Raw genomic sequence first — 16,583 nt, 5'->3', positions numbered from 1 at the left:
AGAGTAGCCCACAAAAGAATTCAAGTCCTCACTTTGCGGTCTGCCGCTTTTTAGGGATACCATCCAGCCCGTAAACCTCGTCATATGCGTCAAATATTTTACGCGCCACAGGTCCAGCGCTCGTCGCGCCAAAGCCCCCTTCAGGAATAATGACCGCGACGGCCAGCTTCGGATTTTGACGCGGAGCAAAAGCAATGAACACCCCGTTATCTTTAACCGCACGTCCCACTACCTGCTGGGAAGTCCCCGTTTTACGGGCATAATCATACGGAAACCCGTTAAATGCTTTAACATCCGTAGCCATACCGCGAATCACCGTATTCCAGTACGTATCTGAAAAAGCAACCTCATTCAGCACCTTGGGCTTGAACTCACGCACGAGGTTGCCTTGATCATCCACAATTTTACTGACCAAATGCGGCTGCATACGCTTGCCTTTTGTTGCCAGCACGATCGTATACTGGGCAAGCTGCATCGTCGTATATTTCCCCTGTTGACCAAAGGAAGCCTGTACCAAGCGTGTCAGCGCACTTTCATGCTTGCTCGTATACTCAAGTCTGCCTGCCCACTCGCCTGGCAGATCGACTTCAGTCGGTACGCCTAATCCAAATTCCTTCATATACTTGTCCCATACATCAATTCCCTGATGCATCCCTGCATTACTTCCGTATTTGTCATACAGCGGCTTGCCGATCATATCCACCATGAAAGTATTCGATGAGACTTCAATTGCCTTGCTAGGTGTCAGAGGACCATACACGTGTCCACTCGAATTACCGACCCGGCTTGATCGATTTTTACCATAGTATGCGCTACCCGTATCCAGATAAGTTTGTCCGGGAGAAAATAAGTTTTCCTTCAACCCGATCAGCACGGTTAGGGGTTTAATGGTTGAACCCAGCAGCACCGAGGATTCTGGATGCGGACCCGCTTTTCCACTAGGTACGGATTTAATCGTTCCGTTCCCCATTTTATGCTGAATTTCGTCATATACCGAAGGCGATGTACTTCCCGTTTTCCATACATTGGAGTCATAGTCCGGCATACTGGCCATCGCTACGACATTCCCTGTCTCGACCTCCATCGCTACAGCGAAGCCGGTAGTGGCATCGCCGTGGAGCTTACCCGATACCGGATGAGTATGAAGCCAACGAAGCTGATCAACAATCGCTTGTTCCGTTTTTTGCTGAATTTCCTTGTTAATGGTGGAATACAGATGATATCCTTTTTTCGGCGGAGTAATGGAATCAATGCCTTCCGGCATGCTACGCGGATTTACCTCTATCGTTTTATAGCCGTTTTTTCCTCTCAGCTCATCCTGATACTGAAGCTCCAAGCCATCATATCCGACGGTCTCACTTTCCGAGTAAACCTGTTCGGGTCTTAGGACCTCCGAATTGGCTTGATATATCTCCTTGTATTTTGGCCGATTGGTACGCGCTCCTTTGAACTTGTACATATATCCAATCGTTTGCACCGCCACCCGATCCGGGTCATAATGGCGCACACTTTCTTCTACAATCTCAATTCCAGGAAACTCCTGACGATGCTCTAGAAAATAGGCAATTTCGTCCTGATTCAGGTCGGATTTGACCAGGCGCGGAGTAAAGCCTCTGTATTGAGTATAGTCCTTGTCCAGCCGTTCCTTAATTTTCTCTACATCAAGCTGCTCGCCCTCTGTACTTCCTAACTCATTCAGCTTGGCAGCAAGCTTTTCAGCAAAAGCATTAAACTCAGGAAGCAGCTTTTTTCCCGGCTTACGGCCTTTTTCTGCACGTTTGCTATAATCTTTGGGTAAGGTCACATACAGCGACTGTACCGGAGTTGAATACGCCAGCTTGACGAGACCTGTTGCATCATAAATCGTGCCACGACTCGGGGCTAACGGAACATTTTTCGTATTTACGGACTGCTGCTGCTCCTTCAGCTCTGCCGATTGCACAAACTGTAAGACCGCCAGTCTGGTAAAAATAATGGCAAATAACACAAAAACACTGAAAAAAAGAAGATTAGTCCGAAAAACCGTCCGCTTTTTTTGTGCCTCTTCATTTTCTTCATGGCTTTTCTTTTTGAATGAAAACTTCTTATCCAAACTTCCTCTGTCCATATTAGCAGGTCATTACTCCTTTCACCGGGGTTATCATATCCCTGATCCTACCATAATAGTGGTAAATAACGATGAATTTGATGGTTACAATTTTGTAAGAAAACGTATAAAGATCATAAAAAAAGCTCCCCTCAGCACAAAGGCCGAGAGAAGCTTGAATGAAATATTACGTAGTACAATATTATGGCTGTTTGACTGCATTGGGATCGGATGCTGTAGCATCCTTTTTCTTAGGCACTCCGTCCAAACCATACACCTCATCATAGGCGTCAAAGATTTTGCGTGCCACAGGTCCAGCGCTCGTCGCGCCAAAACCTCCTTCGGGAATAATGACCGCTACTGCCAGCTTCGGATTCTTTCGTGGTGCAAATGCAATAAATACCCCATTATCTTTCAGTTTCCCGCCTACGCTTTGCTGAGATGTACCCGTTTTGCGGGCGAAGTCATACGGGAAACCATTAAATGCGCTGACATCTGTAGCCATCCCGCGTATGACTTCATTCCAGTAAGCATCCGGGAATTTCACTTCATTCAGCACCTTCGGCTTAATCGTTTGGACTACATTGCCGTTGGTATCTTTAATTTGACTGACCAAATGCGGCTCCATCCGTTTGCCCTTGGTAGCCAACACCGCTGTATATTGTGCAAGCTGGAGTGCTGTATACTTTCCTTGCTGACCAAAAGAAGCATACGCCAACTTGGACAGTGACGACTCCTTGCTTCTAGGTCCATACTCTCTTAACCCAGGATATTCCATTGGCAAATCTACCCCCGTCAGCACACCTAGTCCAAATTCCTTCATGTAACGGTCCCATACATTTACACCTTGATCTTCCTGTGCATTATTAATGTATTTGTTATACAATCTTTTACCGACCATATCGACCATAAATGCGTTAGAGGAATGGCGAATGGCAGAAGCCGGGTCCAGCCCACCATATACATGACCCGAAGAGTTACGTACCCGAGACGAATTGTTACGCCCAAAATAAGCTGCCCCTGTATCCTGATAATAAGAGGATGTACTGAATAGATTTTCCTCTAGACCCACTAATACAGACAGCGGTTTGATGGTGGAACCGAGCAGTACAACTGACTCTGGATGTTGACCCGATTGACCGGAGCCGAAGGAGCGAATAGTACCATTCAAATATACATTTTGAATTTTCTTATAATTATCAGATGATATATTTCCGGTTTGCCAGTAATTCGCATCATAATCCGGCATACTGGCCATCGCCACTACATTCCCTGTATCCACTTCCATGGCTACAGCAAAGCCTGTTTTGGCATAAGGATGAGTCTTGCCAGATACAGCGTGTGAATGGAGCCATCTCAATTGATCCATAATGGCATCTTCAGTCTTAACCTGAATCTCTTTGTTAATGGTGGAATAAATGTTGTTTCCCTTTTGCGGAGGAGTAACGGAATCTACTCCCTCCGGCATGTTGCGCGGATCAATCGGGACCGTTTTGTAGCCATTTTTCCCTCGTAACTGCTCCTGATATTGAAATTCCAATCCATCAAAGCCTACAGACTCGTTATCCATATAGATGAGACCCGGATCATTTTCAGCTGACATGGATTTTTGAATATTCTTATATTTAGGAAACGTTTCACGCGCACTTTTGTAGCTTTTAATGTAACCAACCGTTTGGACAGCTACCGTATCAGGATCATAATGTCGTACGGTTTCCTCCACAACATCTACCCCTGGAAACTCACTCTTATGCTGCATGAAATAGGCAACTTCATCTTTATTAAGATTGGTTTTAATCAGGCGGGGCGTAAAACCGCTAAACCGTTGATAGTTCCGGTCCATAGCGTCCATAATTTGCGCTGCCGTCATTTTGGGCTCATCTTTATTGCCATATTCAGCAAACCGATTTGCCAGCTTTTGTGTCATATTCTCCAGCTCAGGCAACAGCTTTTTATCAGGATCACGCGATTTCTCCAAAAGGTCGCTGTAGTTTTTGGAGAGTGTGATATACAGCGATTGTACAGGTGTAGAATACGCCAGCCTGTTCTGCCCGGTTGCATCGTAAATCGTTCCGCGAATCGGCGTAAGCGGCACATTTTTGGTAACATTGCTGGCCTCCTGCTGCTTAAGCTGAGGGCCCTCCACAAATTGAAGTATCGCCAGTCTTACGATAATGACCGTAAATATAATGAACGAGCTGAAAAAGAACAGATTGATCCGGAAGCTGAATCTTTTTCGGTCGGACGTCTCGTTGACTTTTCCTTGCTCGTTGTCCATCTTTCTCATGTGCCCTTTTCCACTCCTTTTTAAATCACTTTATCCTTGATATGTGTCTGGGCAAAACCAGGCGGATTAAACCAGTCTCCACTCTGTGCCCAGGTTGGGTCTAACGGTACCCACTGATTTTGCCCGCTCAAATAAACTTCATTCCAGGCATGTGAACCGTAGCCTCCCTGTCCATTGTAGCCAAGCCCGGTCACCACCTTGACCTGAAGTCCCTGAGAACGGGCCATCACCGCATACAGGCGGGCATAGTCAATGCAGACACCCTTGCGTGTATCAAACGTATCTCTCGGGGTCTGCTCATGCCAGTCACCACGCTGTTCATAGGCCTCTACTTTGCCGTAATCATAGCTAATACGTGTGCCTACCCACTGATACAACGCTCTGGCTTTTTGTTCATCGTCGCTTGCACCCTGTGTAATCTTGGTCGCGGCCTGCTCAATATCGTTCGGAATATCCCGGTCAATCATTTCATATTTACGCTGCAAAATGCCGTTCAATTCCTTGGTGACGGCCTGCGTAAATACGGGCAGCTTATCCTTAATCAGCGTACCGGACAAAGGTTCAATGACCGATTGCGCCCCTTGTTTATAAATCGGTGAAGCCTGAACATAGCTGCTAAACCCGCTGTCCGGGTATAAACTTACACCTATAAACAGTAACGCTATGACCATCACAGCGCGTGCTCCACCGATAAGGGTACCAATCCCGGCCCCCGCCAGCCTGCTGAAAAAGCCCGATCTCTTTTCCTGCTCACGCAGAGAGGAATCCGATCTGCCACCCACCACCATCACATAAATCGCACGCAGCACAAATTGCGCAACAGCATAGCTGAGCATGAACAAGACGGCAAAACGCAGCAGCGGAAAGCCTTCAAGCCCTGCTACAAGCGTATAATAAAATTGCTCAATTCCGCTCAGTCCCCGTTGCGGCAAATGCTCCATATAAGCGGCCAGCCATTGCTGCACCTTCGGTGAAAGCCACATAGCCAGCCCTAATGAGCACAAAATCCCGGCAACGGTCAGTATGCCATCCACAATGAGACCGAATAGCGCACCTACAGATCTGGAAGCTCCTCGCCGCCAGCCCTGTATTAACGACAAAAGAACGATAGCGATCAAAAACACCGTCACGCCATTCCAATGAAGGACAGGCTCCAGCCAGGATGGTTTCATCATGCTCCCCCTGTCTTTACGGCGACTGCGGCGACTGTTGTGTTACAGCCGAGCCTTTCGCACTTTCGATATATTTCTTGACGGTGTCGCTCATGCTCCACTCGCCCAGCGGCATGCCCTGAAACCATACCTTGACCTTATCGCCATCGAACGGACCTTTTACCTCCAGATTGGAGCTGGTTACCGAAAATGTACCGTCTCCGTTAGAGGTGTATTTCGCATCCCGTCCTTCCTTGATCATCATGTTCAGGGCCTCGCTCTGAAACTTGTTAATCGCATCATCCTTCGCTTGGGTAACCACCTTACCGACCTGATCAAAGGAAATACCGCTGTAGATCAGCAAGCCCACAACCACCACAATGACAATCAGCCATTTAACAAGGGTTCTCACAATCTTCAATATGACAAGCAATAGGACAAGCCCGATTAATATATACAGCCAGTTATCCTGAACGATCTGCCAATTATGTTTTAAAAACTCTGTCCAGACGCTCTTATCCATTTCACTACACTCCCGTTTTCAACTGCATCTTTTGAATTGTAAAATCGTCTCTGTAATTATACATGATTACATAACTCCCTGTCAGCTTAGCTCTTTTCTGCCCCTTGTCCGCACAAAAAGGGTCTATGTTCGTCCACTCCAGCGTACAACTTAGAAAGAGCTAATGCCACATAGCAGCATAGAAAGTCCATTTAAGGAAAGGGGGTCATCCACTTGAAAACAGCCCTCTGGCTGTATCTGTTTTTGTTCATCGCTTTTTTTGATCTGCATGCACAATATCCTATTCTGACACCATTCGCCATCTCTCTGGGCGCAGCGCCCACCTTTATCGGCTGGATGCTGGGCATATACTCCCTGACTCATCTGCCCGGCAACTTAATGGCGGGGCCAAGAGTAGATAAACACGGCAGCCGCCGATATATTATGTTCAGCCTGACAGCCGCAGGGATCATCCTGATCATTCAGGCATACATTCATACGCCATGGGAGCTGCTTTTTCTTCGTGCCATCAGCGGCTTTGTGCTGGCCTTTTTGTCCCCTGCTTGCATGACTATGCTCGCGCAGCTATCCGATCATCCGGTTACGCAGGGCAAATATATGTCAGGACATGGCGTCGTTCACACGCTGGCCTCCGTCCTGTCTCCAGCGGCAGGCGCGTTCATCGTAGCCAGCTTTGGGTTTAGCGAAACCTTCCGTTCTCTAGGCATCATTCTCGTGGTCACAGGACTGATGGCTTATTTTACCTTGCCTAAAAAGGCACCTGCTCTCCAGGCTCAACTGTCTGATGGGCAAGTAGCACCCGCTCCATTGACCGGGGCGCAGCCGCTTTTACCATTCAATTGGCGCTACCTGCTTGTGCCTTTTGTTTTGGCGTGCGCACAAGGCATTTTATTTTATGAAATCCCGTTACGCAACAATGGTACTGCGTCCATGATGTCCACGGGACTGCTCTTTTCCATTATCAGTCTGGGAGCGCTTTGCACACTCAGTCTACTTTTTCTGAACAAGTATTCACCGATGATCCGGCTGATTTGCGGCATCATACTGATGTCTCTGAGCTTCTATGCCCTTGCCACCTTACCCGAATCTGTGATTGGAGCCGTACTCTTTATACTCGGAACAGCCAAAGGCATTACGTTTCCAGCCTTGGCCTCACTCTTTATACGGCTTGGAGGAGAAAGGTTGGGCAAAACCTTTGCACTGCAATCCATTGCCACGTCTATCGGCTCCTTTGCCGGACCGGTGCTGGCTGGCCAGCTCCCCGTTCATTTTTCACCTTTTTTTATTGCTTTTTTGATTTTAATGACCGGCTTGCTGTTCATTCCCATTCAGCGGCTATTCCCGACACCGCCGCTGTCTGCCTCAGGGCCGTATCATTCCTAGATCGCTTGAGAAGCTCCCCCTTTAACGCCCAAAGTACCTTACAAGAAGGCGAATGCACAGTACCTAAAGCCCTTATCAACATAGACTGGTTTGACTGAACATTTATGTATGAAGGGAGGTGCATTCCGTGAGCCACTGTCATCCTGTGAGCCCTGTTTCTTGTGGTGGATTTGGGACTTCGACTGGCATCATTCTCGTTCTTTATATTCTGCTCGTCATTATTCTCCGTACTTGCTGGATTTAATGTCTGAATTGCCCTAACATGCCGCCCTTGTACCCATGCCTGCCACTTCTGGCAGGCTGTTTTGTTGCTTTTTTGCATGAGAACCCTGTTTGGAGCTACACTATACACATATTCTTTCATTTCCCGGGGAATTTCGAGCACAGGCTTTAGGCAGGGGGTGACCAAGATGACGATTACCGTTATCGTTGAAGGGAAAAATGACCGCAGTAAACTTCGTCGTTTACTTGATCCCGAGGTTCATATCTTATGCACCTTCGGCACGCTAAACTCAGTAAAACTGGAGTCCCTCCGCAAGCAGGCCAAGCATGACGAAATATACTTGTTTATGGACAATGACAGCTCAGGCAAAAAAATACGTGGTGTGCTTGCCGACTCTTTTTCAGATGCGCTTCATATATATACCCGCAAAGGATACGCAGGAGTTGAAGGCACACCAGATGAATATGTGATCGCCCAATTGGAAAAAGCAGGATTGGAAGAGTACATTTTATACCCGCCTGTTCTATAGTTCTGAGAACCCTAGTCATGAAAACCATCCACAAAAAAAACTGTCCGCCAGGCCGATTTCTGCCTGATGAACAGCTAAATGTTACACGTAACAAATTTTATTAAAAATGTCTTGTCTTAGAACTTGTGAACTGTATCCACGATCATCAGCAGAAAGCTGAGCGTCAGATGGTTAATGGAAAAGAAAAATACTTTTTTAGCCCATGAATCCGTCTCTTCTTCTTTAATGGTAAAACCTTTAAAGGCATAAAATGCCCAGAGCACTGACAGTAGCACGGAAACAATCATGAAAATCATGCCAGCATAACCATAAGCATACATCAGGATCGGTACCGGAATCAGCAGCACGATATAAGGAATCATTTGAATTTTAGTACGCTGAATGCCTTTCACGACAGGCAACAACGGAAATCCTGCTGCTCGGTATTCTTCGACCCTGCGGATTGCAAGTGCCCAAAAATGAGGCGGCTGCCATAGGAACAAAAGAGCGAATAAGAGCCATGCGCCCATGTCAATACGACCCGAAGCGGCCACATAGCCGATCACAGGAGGCATTGCGCCCGAAATACCGCCAATGGATGTACTCCATGTGGATGAGCGTTTCAGCCAAAGCGTGTAAATACCGACGTATACGAACATGCCAAGTATACCGAGTAATCCTGCCTTGACACCAGAAAAGAGAACAAAACAGCCAGCCCGACAACACCCAAAATAATAGCGTATGACAACACCGTTGTGGGAGTCAAACGCCCTGTTGGCAGTGAGCGATTGCGTGTACGCTCCATTTTCAAATCCAGTTCACGATCAAAATAGTTGTTAAAAACACAAGAAGACGCCATAACCAGCATTGTACCTACCAAGGTCAGAATCAGCTTTATATAGTCAACGTCCCATTGTGAAGCCAACCAAAAACCGCCAAATGCCGCAACCAGATTGGTGCGCAGAATACCTGGCTTGGTGACCGTTATAAAATCTTTCCATGTCCCAGCCTTACCGGGTGGTTTGGATTTAACCGAATAGGTAGCCGTATCTGAAGTAGCCTTATAACTAATATTATCCACTGTGAGTAACTCCCCCTTAGAGATGTATGAATTCGGGAGTAAGTTGAACTCCGATATAAATTTTATCATATAGTACCCGTAAAAAGTTTGACAGAAAACGCACAAAACGTTCACAATTTCGATGACGAATCGACCCTGCTGATCGTTTACAGTAAATTTGGGTAGTAATAAGTACAGGATTTAATACAAAAAAGGAGCGACAAATATGGATACAGCCACACACTTTGTCATGGGGATCGGATTGGCCGGGCTAGCCTACACCGATCCTGCCGTTGCCGCAGATCCAAAGTTGGCGGCAGTCGTACTGCTGGCCACGGTCGTAGGGTCGCAGGCACCGGATTTTGACACCTTGCTGCGATTAAGAAACAATGCAGCCTACATCCGCAATCATCGTGGACTGTCGCACTCCATTCCCTTCTGGTTGATATGGATCTTGTCCATCACGGGATTAATTGCTCTTATTTTCAGGGATGTACCTGTCGGTCATGTCGCCCTGTGGGTCACGATTGCTGTCTGTCTGCACGTGTTTACAGATTTGTTCAATACGTACGGGACACAGGCATTTCGGCCGTTTACACCCAAGTGGATATCATGGAATATTATCCACATCTTTGATCCCTTTATATTCGGCACCCATGTTGCTGCTATTCTACTGTGGGTCACTGGACTGGTTTTACCAGCTCCCTTATTTATTACGTTGTACATCATTACAGGCCTGTACTATATTTGGCGCACCTGGAATCATTTCCGTACCAGAAATGCGGTACGAGAAATGGACCCCGAGCGTCAGCCGGACGATATATATTATATCATTCCCACAGTTTCATGGAACCGGTGGCATGTGGTAAAAGCTCATCAGAATGGAAGTTATGACATTGGCGGACTGAACGGGAAGCATCTTTTTTGGACAAAACATGCGGTTCCGTCCACACATCCGGCCGTAGAAGCATCCAAATCCTACCGTGATGTGCAAGCATTCCGCTATTTTTCTTCCTTTGCTGTTGCGGAAGTGGAAGAGCTGGAATGGGGCTACATTGTTCGTTGGGCGGATGTTCGGTATCGGCACCGGAGACAATATCCGTTCGTGGCCGTGGTCGCCATGGATAAGCAGTTTGGACTGATCAACAGCTATATCGGCTGGCTTAGCCATGAAAAGATGCAGAAACGCCTCTCCCTGCATACGAATTAAAAAAGCATATTTGCAAGCAACGCAAACGACAAAAAACAGCAAGTCTCCCCTGACCCCCGGAGCTTGCTGTTTTTTTGTCGTTCATATAAAAATCCATCCCTCCATGAAATATCTACATGAAAGCGCCCTCTTGACGAAGCGGACCGGTGTGATTCACAATGGTCATAAGCCATGCACGCAAAAAATCCGGAGCATGATTGCTCCGGATTTTCTTCATCACAGTTGCTCATAATACAGCTTCCAAGATGGAGGGTTTATGTGTATTACTGCAAACGGCCACTGCCCGACAAGGATTGCTCTGCTTGTTGGACGAGCTTTTTCGTGATGTATCCCCCGAGAGAGCCTGTTTCGCGGGAAACGACGTTACCGAAGTAACCGTCTTGAGGGATTGTGATGCCGAGTTCTTGAGCGGCCTCATATTTTAATTGTTGTAAAGCGGCGTTGGCCTGCGGTACTTGCAGGTTGTTTGAACGACGTCTGCTCATATTTGAATCTCCTTTCAGTTCTTTGTGAGTGAGGTTCATTGCAAGCTTGCAAGATTATTATGGCTCGCTTACACCTGCTTATTCCTAAAATTCAACATTCGAACGCTGGAGGTTTTTCCCATGAGCAAAGGTCTATCATTGTGGTTCGCCGTTTCATCCATTGTCCTGCTGACGGCAGCCGCCATATCCATCAGTTATTCCGCTTGGCTTGCCATTTTACTGGGCATTCTCTCTGTCGGCAACATCGGCTGGGGCTTTGTTATCAAGGCCAAACAACGTCGCTCCTGAGGCATTCACATTCCTGTCAAACGCCTGATTGCGTTGGCCTGCGTTCTTAGCGCTTGCGGGGCAGAAACCCCATACGTTCTTTGACCGCAGCCAGCGTGATTTCAGCCGCTTCTTGCGCCCGCTCTGCGGATTGGGCCAAAATGCGTCCAATTTCACCGGACTCCCGAATGTCACGATAACGCTGTTGAATAGGCTCCAGGGTGGCTACAACCGCCTCTGCCAGCTCTTTTTTGAACGTACCGTACATTTGACCTTCATAACGATTCTGCACTTCCTGAAGCGACAGACCCGTACACTGGCTGTAAATTCCCATCAGATTGCTGATCTCCGGTTTGCCTGCCGGATCATATTTAACCTCACTGCCAGAATCAGTGGTAGCGCGACTGATTTTCTTGCGAATGACTTTCGGTTCATCCAGCAGAGCAATATAGCTGCCCGCATTCGGATTGCTTTTGCTCATTTTTTTGGAGGCATCATCCAATGACATAATTCGTGCGCCCACCTCAGGGATATACGGCTCGGGAACAGTGAAATAATCTCCATAACGATGATTGAAACGACCTGCCAAATCGCGCGTCAGCTCCAGATGCTGCTTCTGATCGTCACCTACAGGAACCAAATCTGCATTGTAAAGCAAAATGTCAGCTGCCATCAGCGCTGGATATACGAACAATCCCGCACCTACCGAGTCCTTACCCTCCGATTTGTCCTTGAACTGGGTCATGCGTTCCAACTCGCCCATATTGGTCAGGGTTGTCATCAACCATCCCAGTTCCGCATGCTGAGGTACATGGGACTGTAAAAAGACGTTGGATTGCTCGGGGTTAATACCTGCTGCAATAAATAATGCCGCCACGGCCTCCGACTGTTCACGTAATTGAGCCGGTTCCTGGGGCACCGTAATGGCATGAAGGTCTACGACCATAAAGTAACAGCGATGATCCTCTTGCAACTTGACAAAGTTTTTCATTGCACCAATATAATTGCCTAAAGTAAGCTGTCCGCTGGGCTGAATGCCTGAAAGCACCGTTTTCATATTCATCATTCCTCCTGAAATTTATTTAAATAATTGAACGCAAAAAGGCCCCGCATCCTCAAGGGACGCGAGACCGTGGTACCACCCTTATTCATTGCCTTCAGCCTGTTACTTGTCGGAGTCATGCTCCGTGGCTGCCTGCAATCTTATAGCTCCGTTAACGGGGAGCAATCGGCCGTCATACTGAGGAAGAATGCTTCCTGTTCTGTGCGGCACTCCAAGGTCCATTCAGCAGTGCAGGCTCACCGGTTCGCATCTACCACCGGCTTTCTGAAGAGCGTATGCGAAGGCTTACTTGTCCTCATCATCGCGTTATCCATGTCATTACATCGTAAACTACATTTATGATAATTCCGCATCCTGTAATTGTCAAATGACGATTGTACCCTGCGAGCAAAAATCTGTTATCATAATGACACGAAGCTTCAACCGATTATAGTGGACAAAGGAGCATGGATATGAAACAAGTGACCAAAGAACATTGGAATGGTTACGACACGTATGTTTTACATAGCCCTGAGCTGGAAGTTACGATGATCCCCCGTCTCGGGAATAATATTATCTCGGTGCGTGATCTGAAGCTGGATCGGGATATCGTACGGCGTCCTGGCGAGGAAGAACTGGCCTTTTATTTGCAAAAGCCGTATCATTTTGGCTTGCCGATTCTGATCCCTCCCGGCCGAATCCGCAAAGGACAATTCGAGTTTGACGGTGTTCCCTATCAGTTTGATCGGAATACGGCCAACGACAATCATATACATGGGCTGCATCGTAATCAATCCTGGCGTTGCAGTGATATTGAAGAAGATGAGGAAGGTTGCAGCGTGACCACCGAGCTGTTGACGGAAAGTGATCCGCACTGGATGGAGCAGTTTCCTATTCCCCTACGGCTGGAGATGATTTACCGCTTGCAAGGACCCGTATTGAGTCAAACGCTGCGTGTAACGAATCTGGGTGACAAAGCAGCCCCGTTCGGCTTGGGATATCACACCTGGTTTATGGTGGACGGAGAGCCTGAACGCTGGAGCCTGAAGCTGCCTGTGAACGGGGTATATGAGCAAGACGCTGAACAGCTCCCAACAGGTACAATTACCCCTTTGAATGACTTGGAGCCGCTCTCTACGGGACTTTCCCTGAAAGGAACAAATCTGGATACGCTGCTGCGAGCATCGGAAGGGCCTGCTGAGGCCCTGTTGACCCGTGATGACGGTTATCAGATACGCTACACGGCGGATGAACAATACTTTAAGTATTGGGTGTTGTATACCAAGGGTGAATGCGATCAGTATCTTTGCATCGAGCCTTATACCTGGCTGTCTGATGCACCCAATTTACACGATCCTGTGGGGACAGGCGGACTGATTCGTCTGGAGCCTCAGCAATCCATTAACCTGAAAACTCAGATTCATATGATATATCCGTAATTTTCCTCTGTTCATTTTCCTTCCTTCGGCGCATATTTTCATAACTCTGTCGCATAATAACCTCATCACAGCCGAAGGAGGTGACTACACATGGCTAATGGATCTAATCAAGGCAGAGGACGCCGCAGTAACAACCTGGTCGTACCTCAAGCCACCAACGCACTGCAACAATTGAAATATGAAGCAGCACAAGAACTGGGCATCACCATTCCGGCAGACGGTTATTATGGTGACATGCCATCCCGTGAGGCTGGTTCTCTGGGAGGTTATATCACTAAACGCTTGGTACAGCTGGCCGAACAGCAATTATCTGGACGTTCAGGTCAATAAGCGTCATTATTCCACATGTTGCATTCCGTTCATCGTATTTAACCAAAATGCGGTAGGGCGGGCATATAACAAAGGCGGTCTTCCTCAGGAAGGCCGCCCTTTCTTTACCCTTTTCTATGGATGATTATTCCGATTTAGCCGCTCGGTATGTAGGCTTGTTATAACGGATCATGAGATTCGCCATGTTATAGTTCGATTCCAGCGTAGCATCCACCAGAATGGTTCCCTGTCTGACGGCAAAATCGAAAGCAATTTCGCCATGAGTCCAACTCCGCTTGTGATTTAGCGTATCCAGCGCCATACGACGGAAGTCCGCCCGATGATCTACAGACAGTCCCGGCTCCACCGCTCCAAATGTACCTCCTTTGCCTGCAATCGGATTATGACGGATACCAAATTTCCCAACCACGTTGTTACGTATTTGTACAAATACAGTTCCTGACGACAAACCCGCCAGTTCATCATCCAGTTCTTTAAAAACGATATCCATCTGCCTTACTAACGACAATTGACCTACTTCATCCATTATAAAAATCCCCCTATATACCTGTTTCAAAACCATTAATAGGTCTTATGACTCAATTATATGCGAAACTTTTTAACGTTACAATCATAAACAACATAAATGGGCATTTATAACTAATTTCTAAGTATATCCATCAATTTAAATTTCGCCAACAGGTAATACCAACGCTTATTCGACACATTACGACTTTATTCCTCATCTTCTGCAAGAATTGCAAAAAAGGCCTCCTTCGTGGGAGACCTGATTTGGAGTATATCCGTTATTCCGTCATTTGCAAAAATTGCTCAATATCCTGAATGGTGACTTGCGCGGCATTACGCCAGAAGTCTGCCTGTGTTAAATCGGTTCCCAGATGCTTGGAGGCCAACTCTTCCACCGTCATGCGACCTGTATCACGCAGCAAAGCATCATATTGATCGGCAAAGCCGTCGGCATTTTTCTTCGCAAAAGCGTAAATCCCGGCACTGAACATGTACCCAAATGTATATGGGAAGTTGTAGAATGGAGTGTTCGTAATATAGAAATGCAGCTTGGAGGCCCAAAAATGAGGGTGAGCCTCATCCAAAACACCGCTGAACGCTTCACGCTGTGCTTGTTCCATCAATTCGCCCAGTTGATGTGCTCCTACGACCCCTTTTTTCCGCAGCTCGTAAAAACGGGTTTCAAACAGGAAGCGGGCATGGATATTCATGAAAAAGGCTACGCCGCGCTGAATTTTATCCTCCAGCAATGCTACCTTCTCCTGACCCTCGGCAGCCTCCAGCAAAGCATCCGATACAATTAGTTCTGCCAGCGTGGAAGCCGTCTCGGCTACGTTCATCGCATAATTTTGATTCAATGGATGCATTTCATTCATCACATGCTGATGATAACCGTGTCCAAGCTCATGGGCCAGTGTCGAAACGTTGGAAGGCGATCCGGCATAGGTCATGAAAATACGGGTCTCTTTGCTAAGACGTAGGGAAGTACAGAATCCACCAGGACGTTTCCCCGGACGATCCTCTGCTTCGATCCAGCTTTTCTCAAAAGCCATTTGAGCAAAATCAGCCATTCTTGGACTGAATTTACCGAATTGCTCAACAATGGTGACGGCTGCATCGTCGTATGGGATTTTAGTAGTAGACGTTCCCAGAGGGGCTTCAACGTCATGCCAAGACAGTTTCTCCAAGCCCAGCAGCTTCGCCTTCCGCTCGAGATATTTAGCCAGTACAGGCTTCGTTTCGTTAATGACCTGCCACATCGTATCCAGTGTCTGTGCCGACATGCGGCTGATTTCCAGCGGCTCCTTGAGAACATCCGTCCAGCCCCGGTTTTCATACAGCTTGAGGCGAAAGCCTGCCAGATGGTTCAGCGTATCTGCACAATAGTCCTCCACCTTGGTCCATGCTTCTTCCCAACGTGTGAACACTTCTTGACGCACACTACGATCTGGTTCATCCAGCTTGTTGGCAGCCTGCCCTACGGACAGATTTACGATTTCTCCATTCTCAGGAACAGGGATAGTCATATTTTTGACAATCGTGTCATAAAAATCCCCCCAACCGTGGTAGCCGTCCACAGCCAAATCCAATGCGAGACTTTCCAGCTCAGGTGCCATTTTCTCACGAGCTTCGTTCCGGTATTCATTCAGGACAAAAGAGATCGGCTTAATCGCTTCCCGGTCCATCCACTTCTGCCAAATGTCTTCACTCGTCTGTGCCAGCAGGTTTTGGAAGGATACCAAAGTACTTTTCCCCTGTGCATACAGCGTATTTATGCGTGCGCCCAGTTCAACAGCCTGCTTGTCATGTTGGTTTTGAGCAGTTAGACAGGAAACAAAAGAACCGGCTTGCGATGCTCCGTTAAACAGCTCCTGTATAGCATTCAGCACACTATCCAGACGCTCGGTATCCAATACCGTTTGCGGTACTTTGGCTGATTTAAGCTGAGACTGCAATTGTTGAACCTTGCTCTCCAGCTCCTCCAAAAATGCTTTAAATGAGGGAGAGGAAGACCCCCCACTAAATATGGATTCCAAATCCCATGTTTGCTTCAACGGTGTTTTCATAGCAGTTCCACCTTTC

15 protein-coding genes and 1 pseudogene are annotated in these 16,583 nt (G+C 47.3%); 7 read left to right on the top strand and 9 right to left on the bottom strand.

Annotated features, from left to right (window positions below):
* Positions 1 to 28: 28 nt before the first annotated feature.
* The 4 genes from ASL14_RS17680 to ASL14_RS17665 all read right to left on the bottom strand — a co-directional run bounded on the left by ASL14_RS17680 (position 29) and on the right by ASL14_RS17665 (position 6,047).
* Positions 29 to 2,107, bottom strand: a complete 2,079-nt coding sequence (locus ASL14_RS17680) for a peptidoglycan D,D-transpeptidase FtsI family protein (RefSeq protein ID WP_134912811.1) — start codon at positions 2,105 to 2,107, stop codon at positions 29 to 31.
* 181 nt (positions 2,108 to 2,288) lie between these two features.
* Complete coding sequence (locus ASL14_RS17675) at positions 2,289 to 4,373, bottom strand: peptidoglycan D,D-transpeptidase FtsI family protein (RefSeq protein ID WP_134912809.1); 2,085 nt, start codon at positions 4,371 to 4,373, stop codon at positions 2,289 to 2,291.
* A gap of 20 nt (positions 4,374 to 4,393) precedes the next feature.
* Positions 4,394 to 5,545 (bottom strand): transglutaminase domain-containing protein, encoded by a 1,152-nt coding sequence (locus ASL14_RS17670; RefSeq protein WP_134914564.1) that lies wholly within the window; start codon positions 5,543 to 5,545, stop codon positions 4,394 to 4,396.
* Between the two features lie 16 nt (positions 5,546 to 5,561).
* Positions 5,562 to 6,047, bottom strand: a complete 486-nt coding sequence (locus ASL14_RS17665) for a hypothetical protein (protein ID WP_134912807.1) — start codon at positions 6,045 to 6,047, stop codon at positions 5,562 to 5,564.
* Between the two features lie 213 nt (positions 6,048 to 6,260).
* Between ASL14_RS17665 and ASL14_RS17660 the strand changes: the two genes are divergently transcribed.
* The 3 genes from ASL14_RS17660 to ASL14_RS17655 all read left to right on the top strand — a co-directional run bounded on the left by ASL14_RS17660 (position 6,261) and on the right by ASL14_RS17655 (position 8,182).
* Positions 6,261 to 7,430 (top strand): MFS transporter, encoded by a 1,170-nt coding sequence (locus ASL14_RS17660; protein WP_134912805.1) that lies wholly within the window; start codon positions 6,261 to 6,263, stop codon positions 7,428 to 7,430.
* A 145-nt stretch (positions 7,431 to 7,575) separates the two neighbouring features.
* Positions 7,576 to 7,674 (top strand): YjcZ family sporulation protein, encoded by a 99-nt coding sequence (locus ASL14_RS28180; RefSeq protein ID WP_223264362.1) that lies wholly within the window; start codon positions 7,576 to 7,578, stop codon positions 7,672 to 7,674.
* Between the two features lie 166 nt (positions 7,675 to 7,840).
* A complete protein-coding gene (locus ASL14_RS17655; RefSeq protein ID WP_134912803.1) occupies positions 7,841 to 8,182 on the top strand; it encodes a toprim domain-containing protein in 342 nt (113 codons plus the stop codon).
* Between the two features lie 116 nt (positions 8,183 to 8,298).
* On the opposite strand, the pseudogene cyoE reads toward ASL14_RS17655, so the two are convergent.
* A pseudogene (cyoE, locus tag ASL14_RS17650) lies at positions 8,299 to 9,311 on the bottom strand (heme o synthase).
* Positions 9,312 to 9,447: 136 nt separating this feature from the next.
* Between cyoE and ASL14_RS17645 the strand changes: the two are divergent.
* The gene (locus ASL14_RS17645) at positions 9,448 to 10,431 is read left to right on the top strand and encodes a metal-dependent hydrolase (RefSeq protein WP_134912801.1); all 984 of its coding nucleotides are present in this window, start codon (positions 9,448 to 9,450) and stop codon (positions 10,429 to 10,431) included.
* Between the two features lie 263 nt (positions 10,432 to 10,694).
* On the opposite strand, the gene ASL14_RS17640 is transcribed toward ASL14_RS17645, so the two are convergent.
* Positions 10,695 to 10,916 carry an alpha/beta-type small acid-soluble spore protein gene (locus tag ASL14_RS17640; protein WP_134912799.1) on the bottom strand — a complete coding sequence of 74 codons (222 nt, stop codon included), beginning with the start codon at positions 10,914 to 10,916 and terminating at the stop codon, positions 10,695 to 10,697.
* Positions 10,917 to 11,036: 120 nt separating this feature from the next.
* Here ASL14_RS17640 and ASL14_RS27430 point away from each other — a divergent pair, with 120 nt between their 5' ends.
* A complete protein-coding gene (locus tag ASL14_RS27430; protein WP_187644872.1) occupies positions 11,037 to 11,204 on the top strand; it encodes a hypothetical protein in 168 nt (55 codons plus the stop codon).
* A 46-nt stretch (positions 11,205 to 11,250) separates the two neighbouring features.
* Here ASL14_RS27430 and trpS read toward each other — a convergent pair whose 3' ends face one another.
* Entirely contained in the window at positions 11,251 to 12,240 is a 990-nt protein-coding gene (gene trpS / locus ASL14_RS17635) for a tryptophan--tRNA ligase (RefSeq protein WP_134912797.1), read from the bottom strand.
* A 458-nt stretch (positions 12,241 to 12,698) separates the two neighbouring features.
* On the opposite strand from trpS, the gene ASL14_RS17630 reads away from it, so the two are divergent.
* Positions 12,699 to 13,664: an aldose 1-epimerase gene (locus ASL14_RS17630; protein ID WP_134912795.1), complete on the top strand. Its 966-nt coding sequence runs from the start codon at positions 12,699 to 12,701 to the stop codon at positions 13,662 to 13,664.
* A 90-nt stretch (positions 13,665 to 13,754) separates the two neighbouring features.
* Entirely contained in the window at positions 13,755 to 13,994 is a 240-nt protein-coding gene (locus tag ASL14_RS17625) for an alpha/beta-type small acid-soluble spore protein (protein ID WP_134912793.1), read from the top strand.
* A gap of 124 nt (positions 13,995 to 14,118) precedes the next feature.
* Here the strand turns inward: ASL14_RS17625 and ASL14_RS17620 are convergent, their stop codons facing one another.
* Together ASL14_RS17620 and ASL14_RS17615 are read right to left on the bottom strand one after the other, a co-directional pair.
* Positions 14,119 to 14,520, bottom strand: a complete 402-nt coding sequence (locus ASL14_RS17620) for an O-methyltransferase (protein WP_134912791.1) — start codon at positions 14,518 to 14,520, stop codon at positions 14,119 to 14,121.
* 259 nt (positions 14,521 to 14,779) lie between these two features.
* Positions 14,780 to 16,567 carry a M3 family oligoendopeptidase gene (locus tag ASL14_RS17615; RefSeq protein WP_134912789.1) on the bottom strand — a complete coding sequence of 596 codons (1,788 nt, stop codon included), beginning with the start codon at positions 16,565 to 16,567 and terminating at the stop codon, positions 14,780 to 14,782.
* Positions 16,568 to 16,583: the final 16 nt, after the last annotated feature.

The organism is Paenibacillus sp. IHB B 3084 (assembly GCF_001447315.1).
Taxonomy (GTDB): domain Bacteria; phylum Bacillota; class Bacilli; order Paenibacillales; family Paenibacillaceae; genus Paenibacillus.
The sequence above is the reverse complement of the archived record's forward strand: the minus strand, read 5'-3'. Positions and strand labels throughout refer to the sequence as shown.

What these genes read in the sequence shown, in the direction of transcription:
- ASL14_RS17680 (WP_134912811.1), bottom strand. Translation starts at nt 2,107, where the DNA reads ATGGACAGAGGAAGTTTGGATAAGAAGTTTTCATTCAAAAAGAAAAGC.
- ASL14_RS17675 (WP_134912809.1), bottom strand. Translation starts at nt 4,373, where the DNA reads ATGAGAAAGATGGACAACGAGCAAGGAAAAGTCAACGAGACGTCCGAC.
- ASL14_RS17670 (WP_134914564.1), bottom strand. Translation starts at nt 5,545, where the DNA reads ATGAAACCATCCTGGCTGGAGCCTGTCCTTCATTGGAATGGCGTGACG.
- ASL14_RS17665 (WP_134912807.1), bottom strand. Translation starts at nt 6,047, where the DNA reads ATGGATAAGAGCGTCTGGACAGAGTTTTTAAAACATAATTGGCAGATC.
- ASL14_RS17655 (WP_134912803.1), top strand. Translation starts at nt 7,841, where the DNA reads ATGACGATTACCGTTATCGTTGAAGGGAAAAATGACCGCAGTAAACTT.
- ASL14_RS17645 (WP_134912801.1), top strand. Translation starts at nt 9,448, where the DNA reads ATGGATACAGCCACACACTTTGTCATGGGGATCGGATTGGCCGGGCTA.
- ASL14_RS17640 (WP_134912799.1), bottom strand. Translation starts at nt 10,916, where the DNA reads ATGAGCAGACGTCGTTCAAACAACCTGCAAGTACCGCAGGCCAACGCC.
- ASL14_RS27430 (WP_187644872.1), top strand. Translation starts at nt 11,037, where the DNA reads ATGAGCAAAGGTCTATCATTGTGGTTCGCCGTTTCATCCATTGTCCTG.
- trpS (WP_134912797.1), bottom strand. Translation starts at nt 12,240, where the DNA reads ATGAAAACGGTGCTTTCAGGCATTCAGCCCAGCGGACAGCTTACTTTA.
- ASL14_RS17630 (WP_134912795.1), top strand. Translation starts at nt 12,699, where the DNA reads ATGAAACAAGTGACCAAAGAACATTGGAATGGTTACGACACGTATGTT.
- ASL14_RS17625 (WP_134912793.1), top strand. Translation starts at nt 13,755, where the DNA reads ATGGCTAATGGATCTAATCAAGGCAGAGGACGCCGCAGTAACAACCTG.
- ASL14_RS17620 (WP_134912791.1), bottom strand. Translation starts at nt 14,520, where the DNA reads ATGGATGAAGTAGGTCAATTGTCGTTAGTAAGGCAGATGGATATCGTT.
- ASL14_RS17615 (WP_134912789.1), bottom strand. Translation starts at nt 16,567, where the DNA reads ATGAAAACACCGTTGAAGCAAACATGGGATTTGGAATCCATATTTAGT.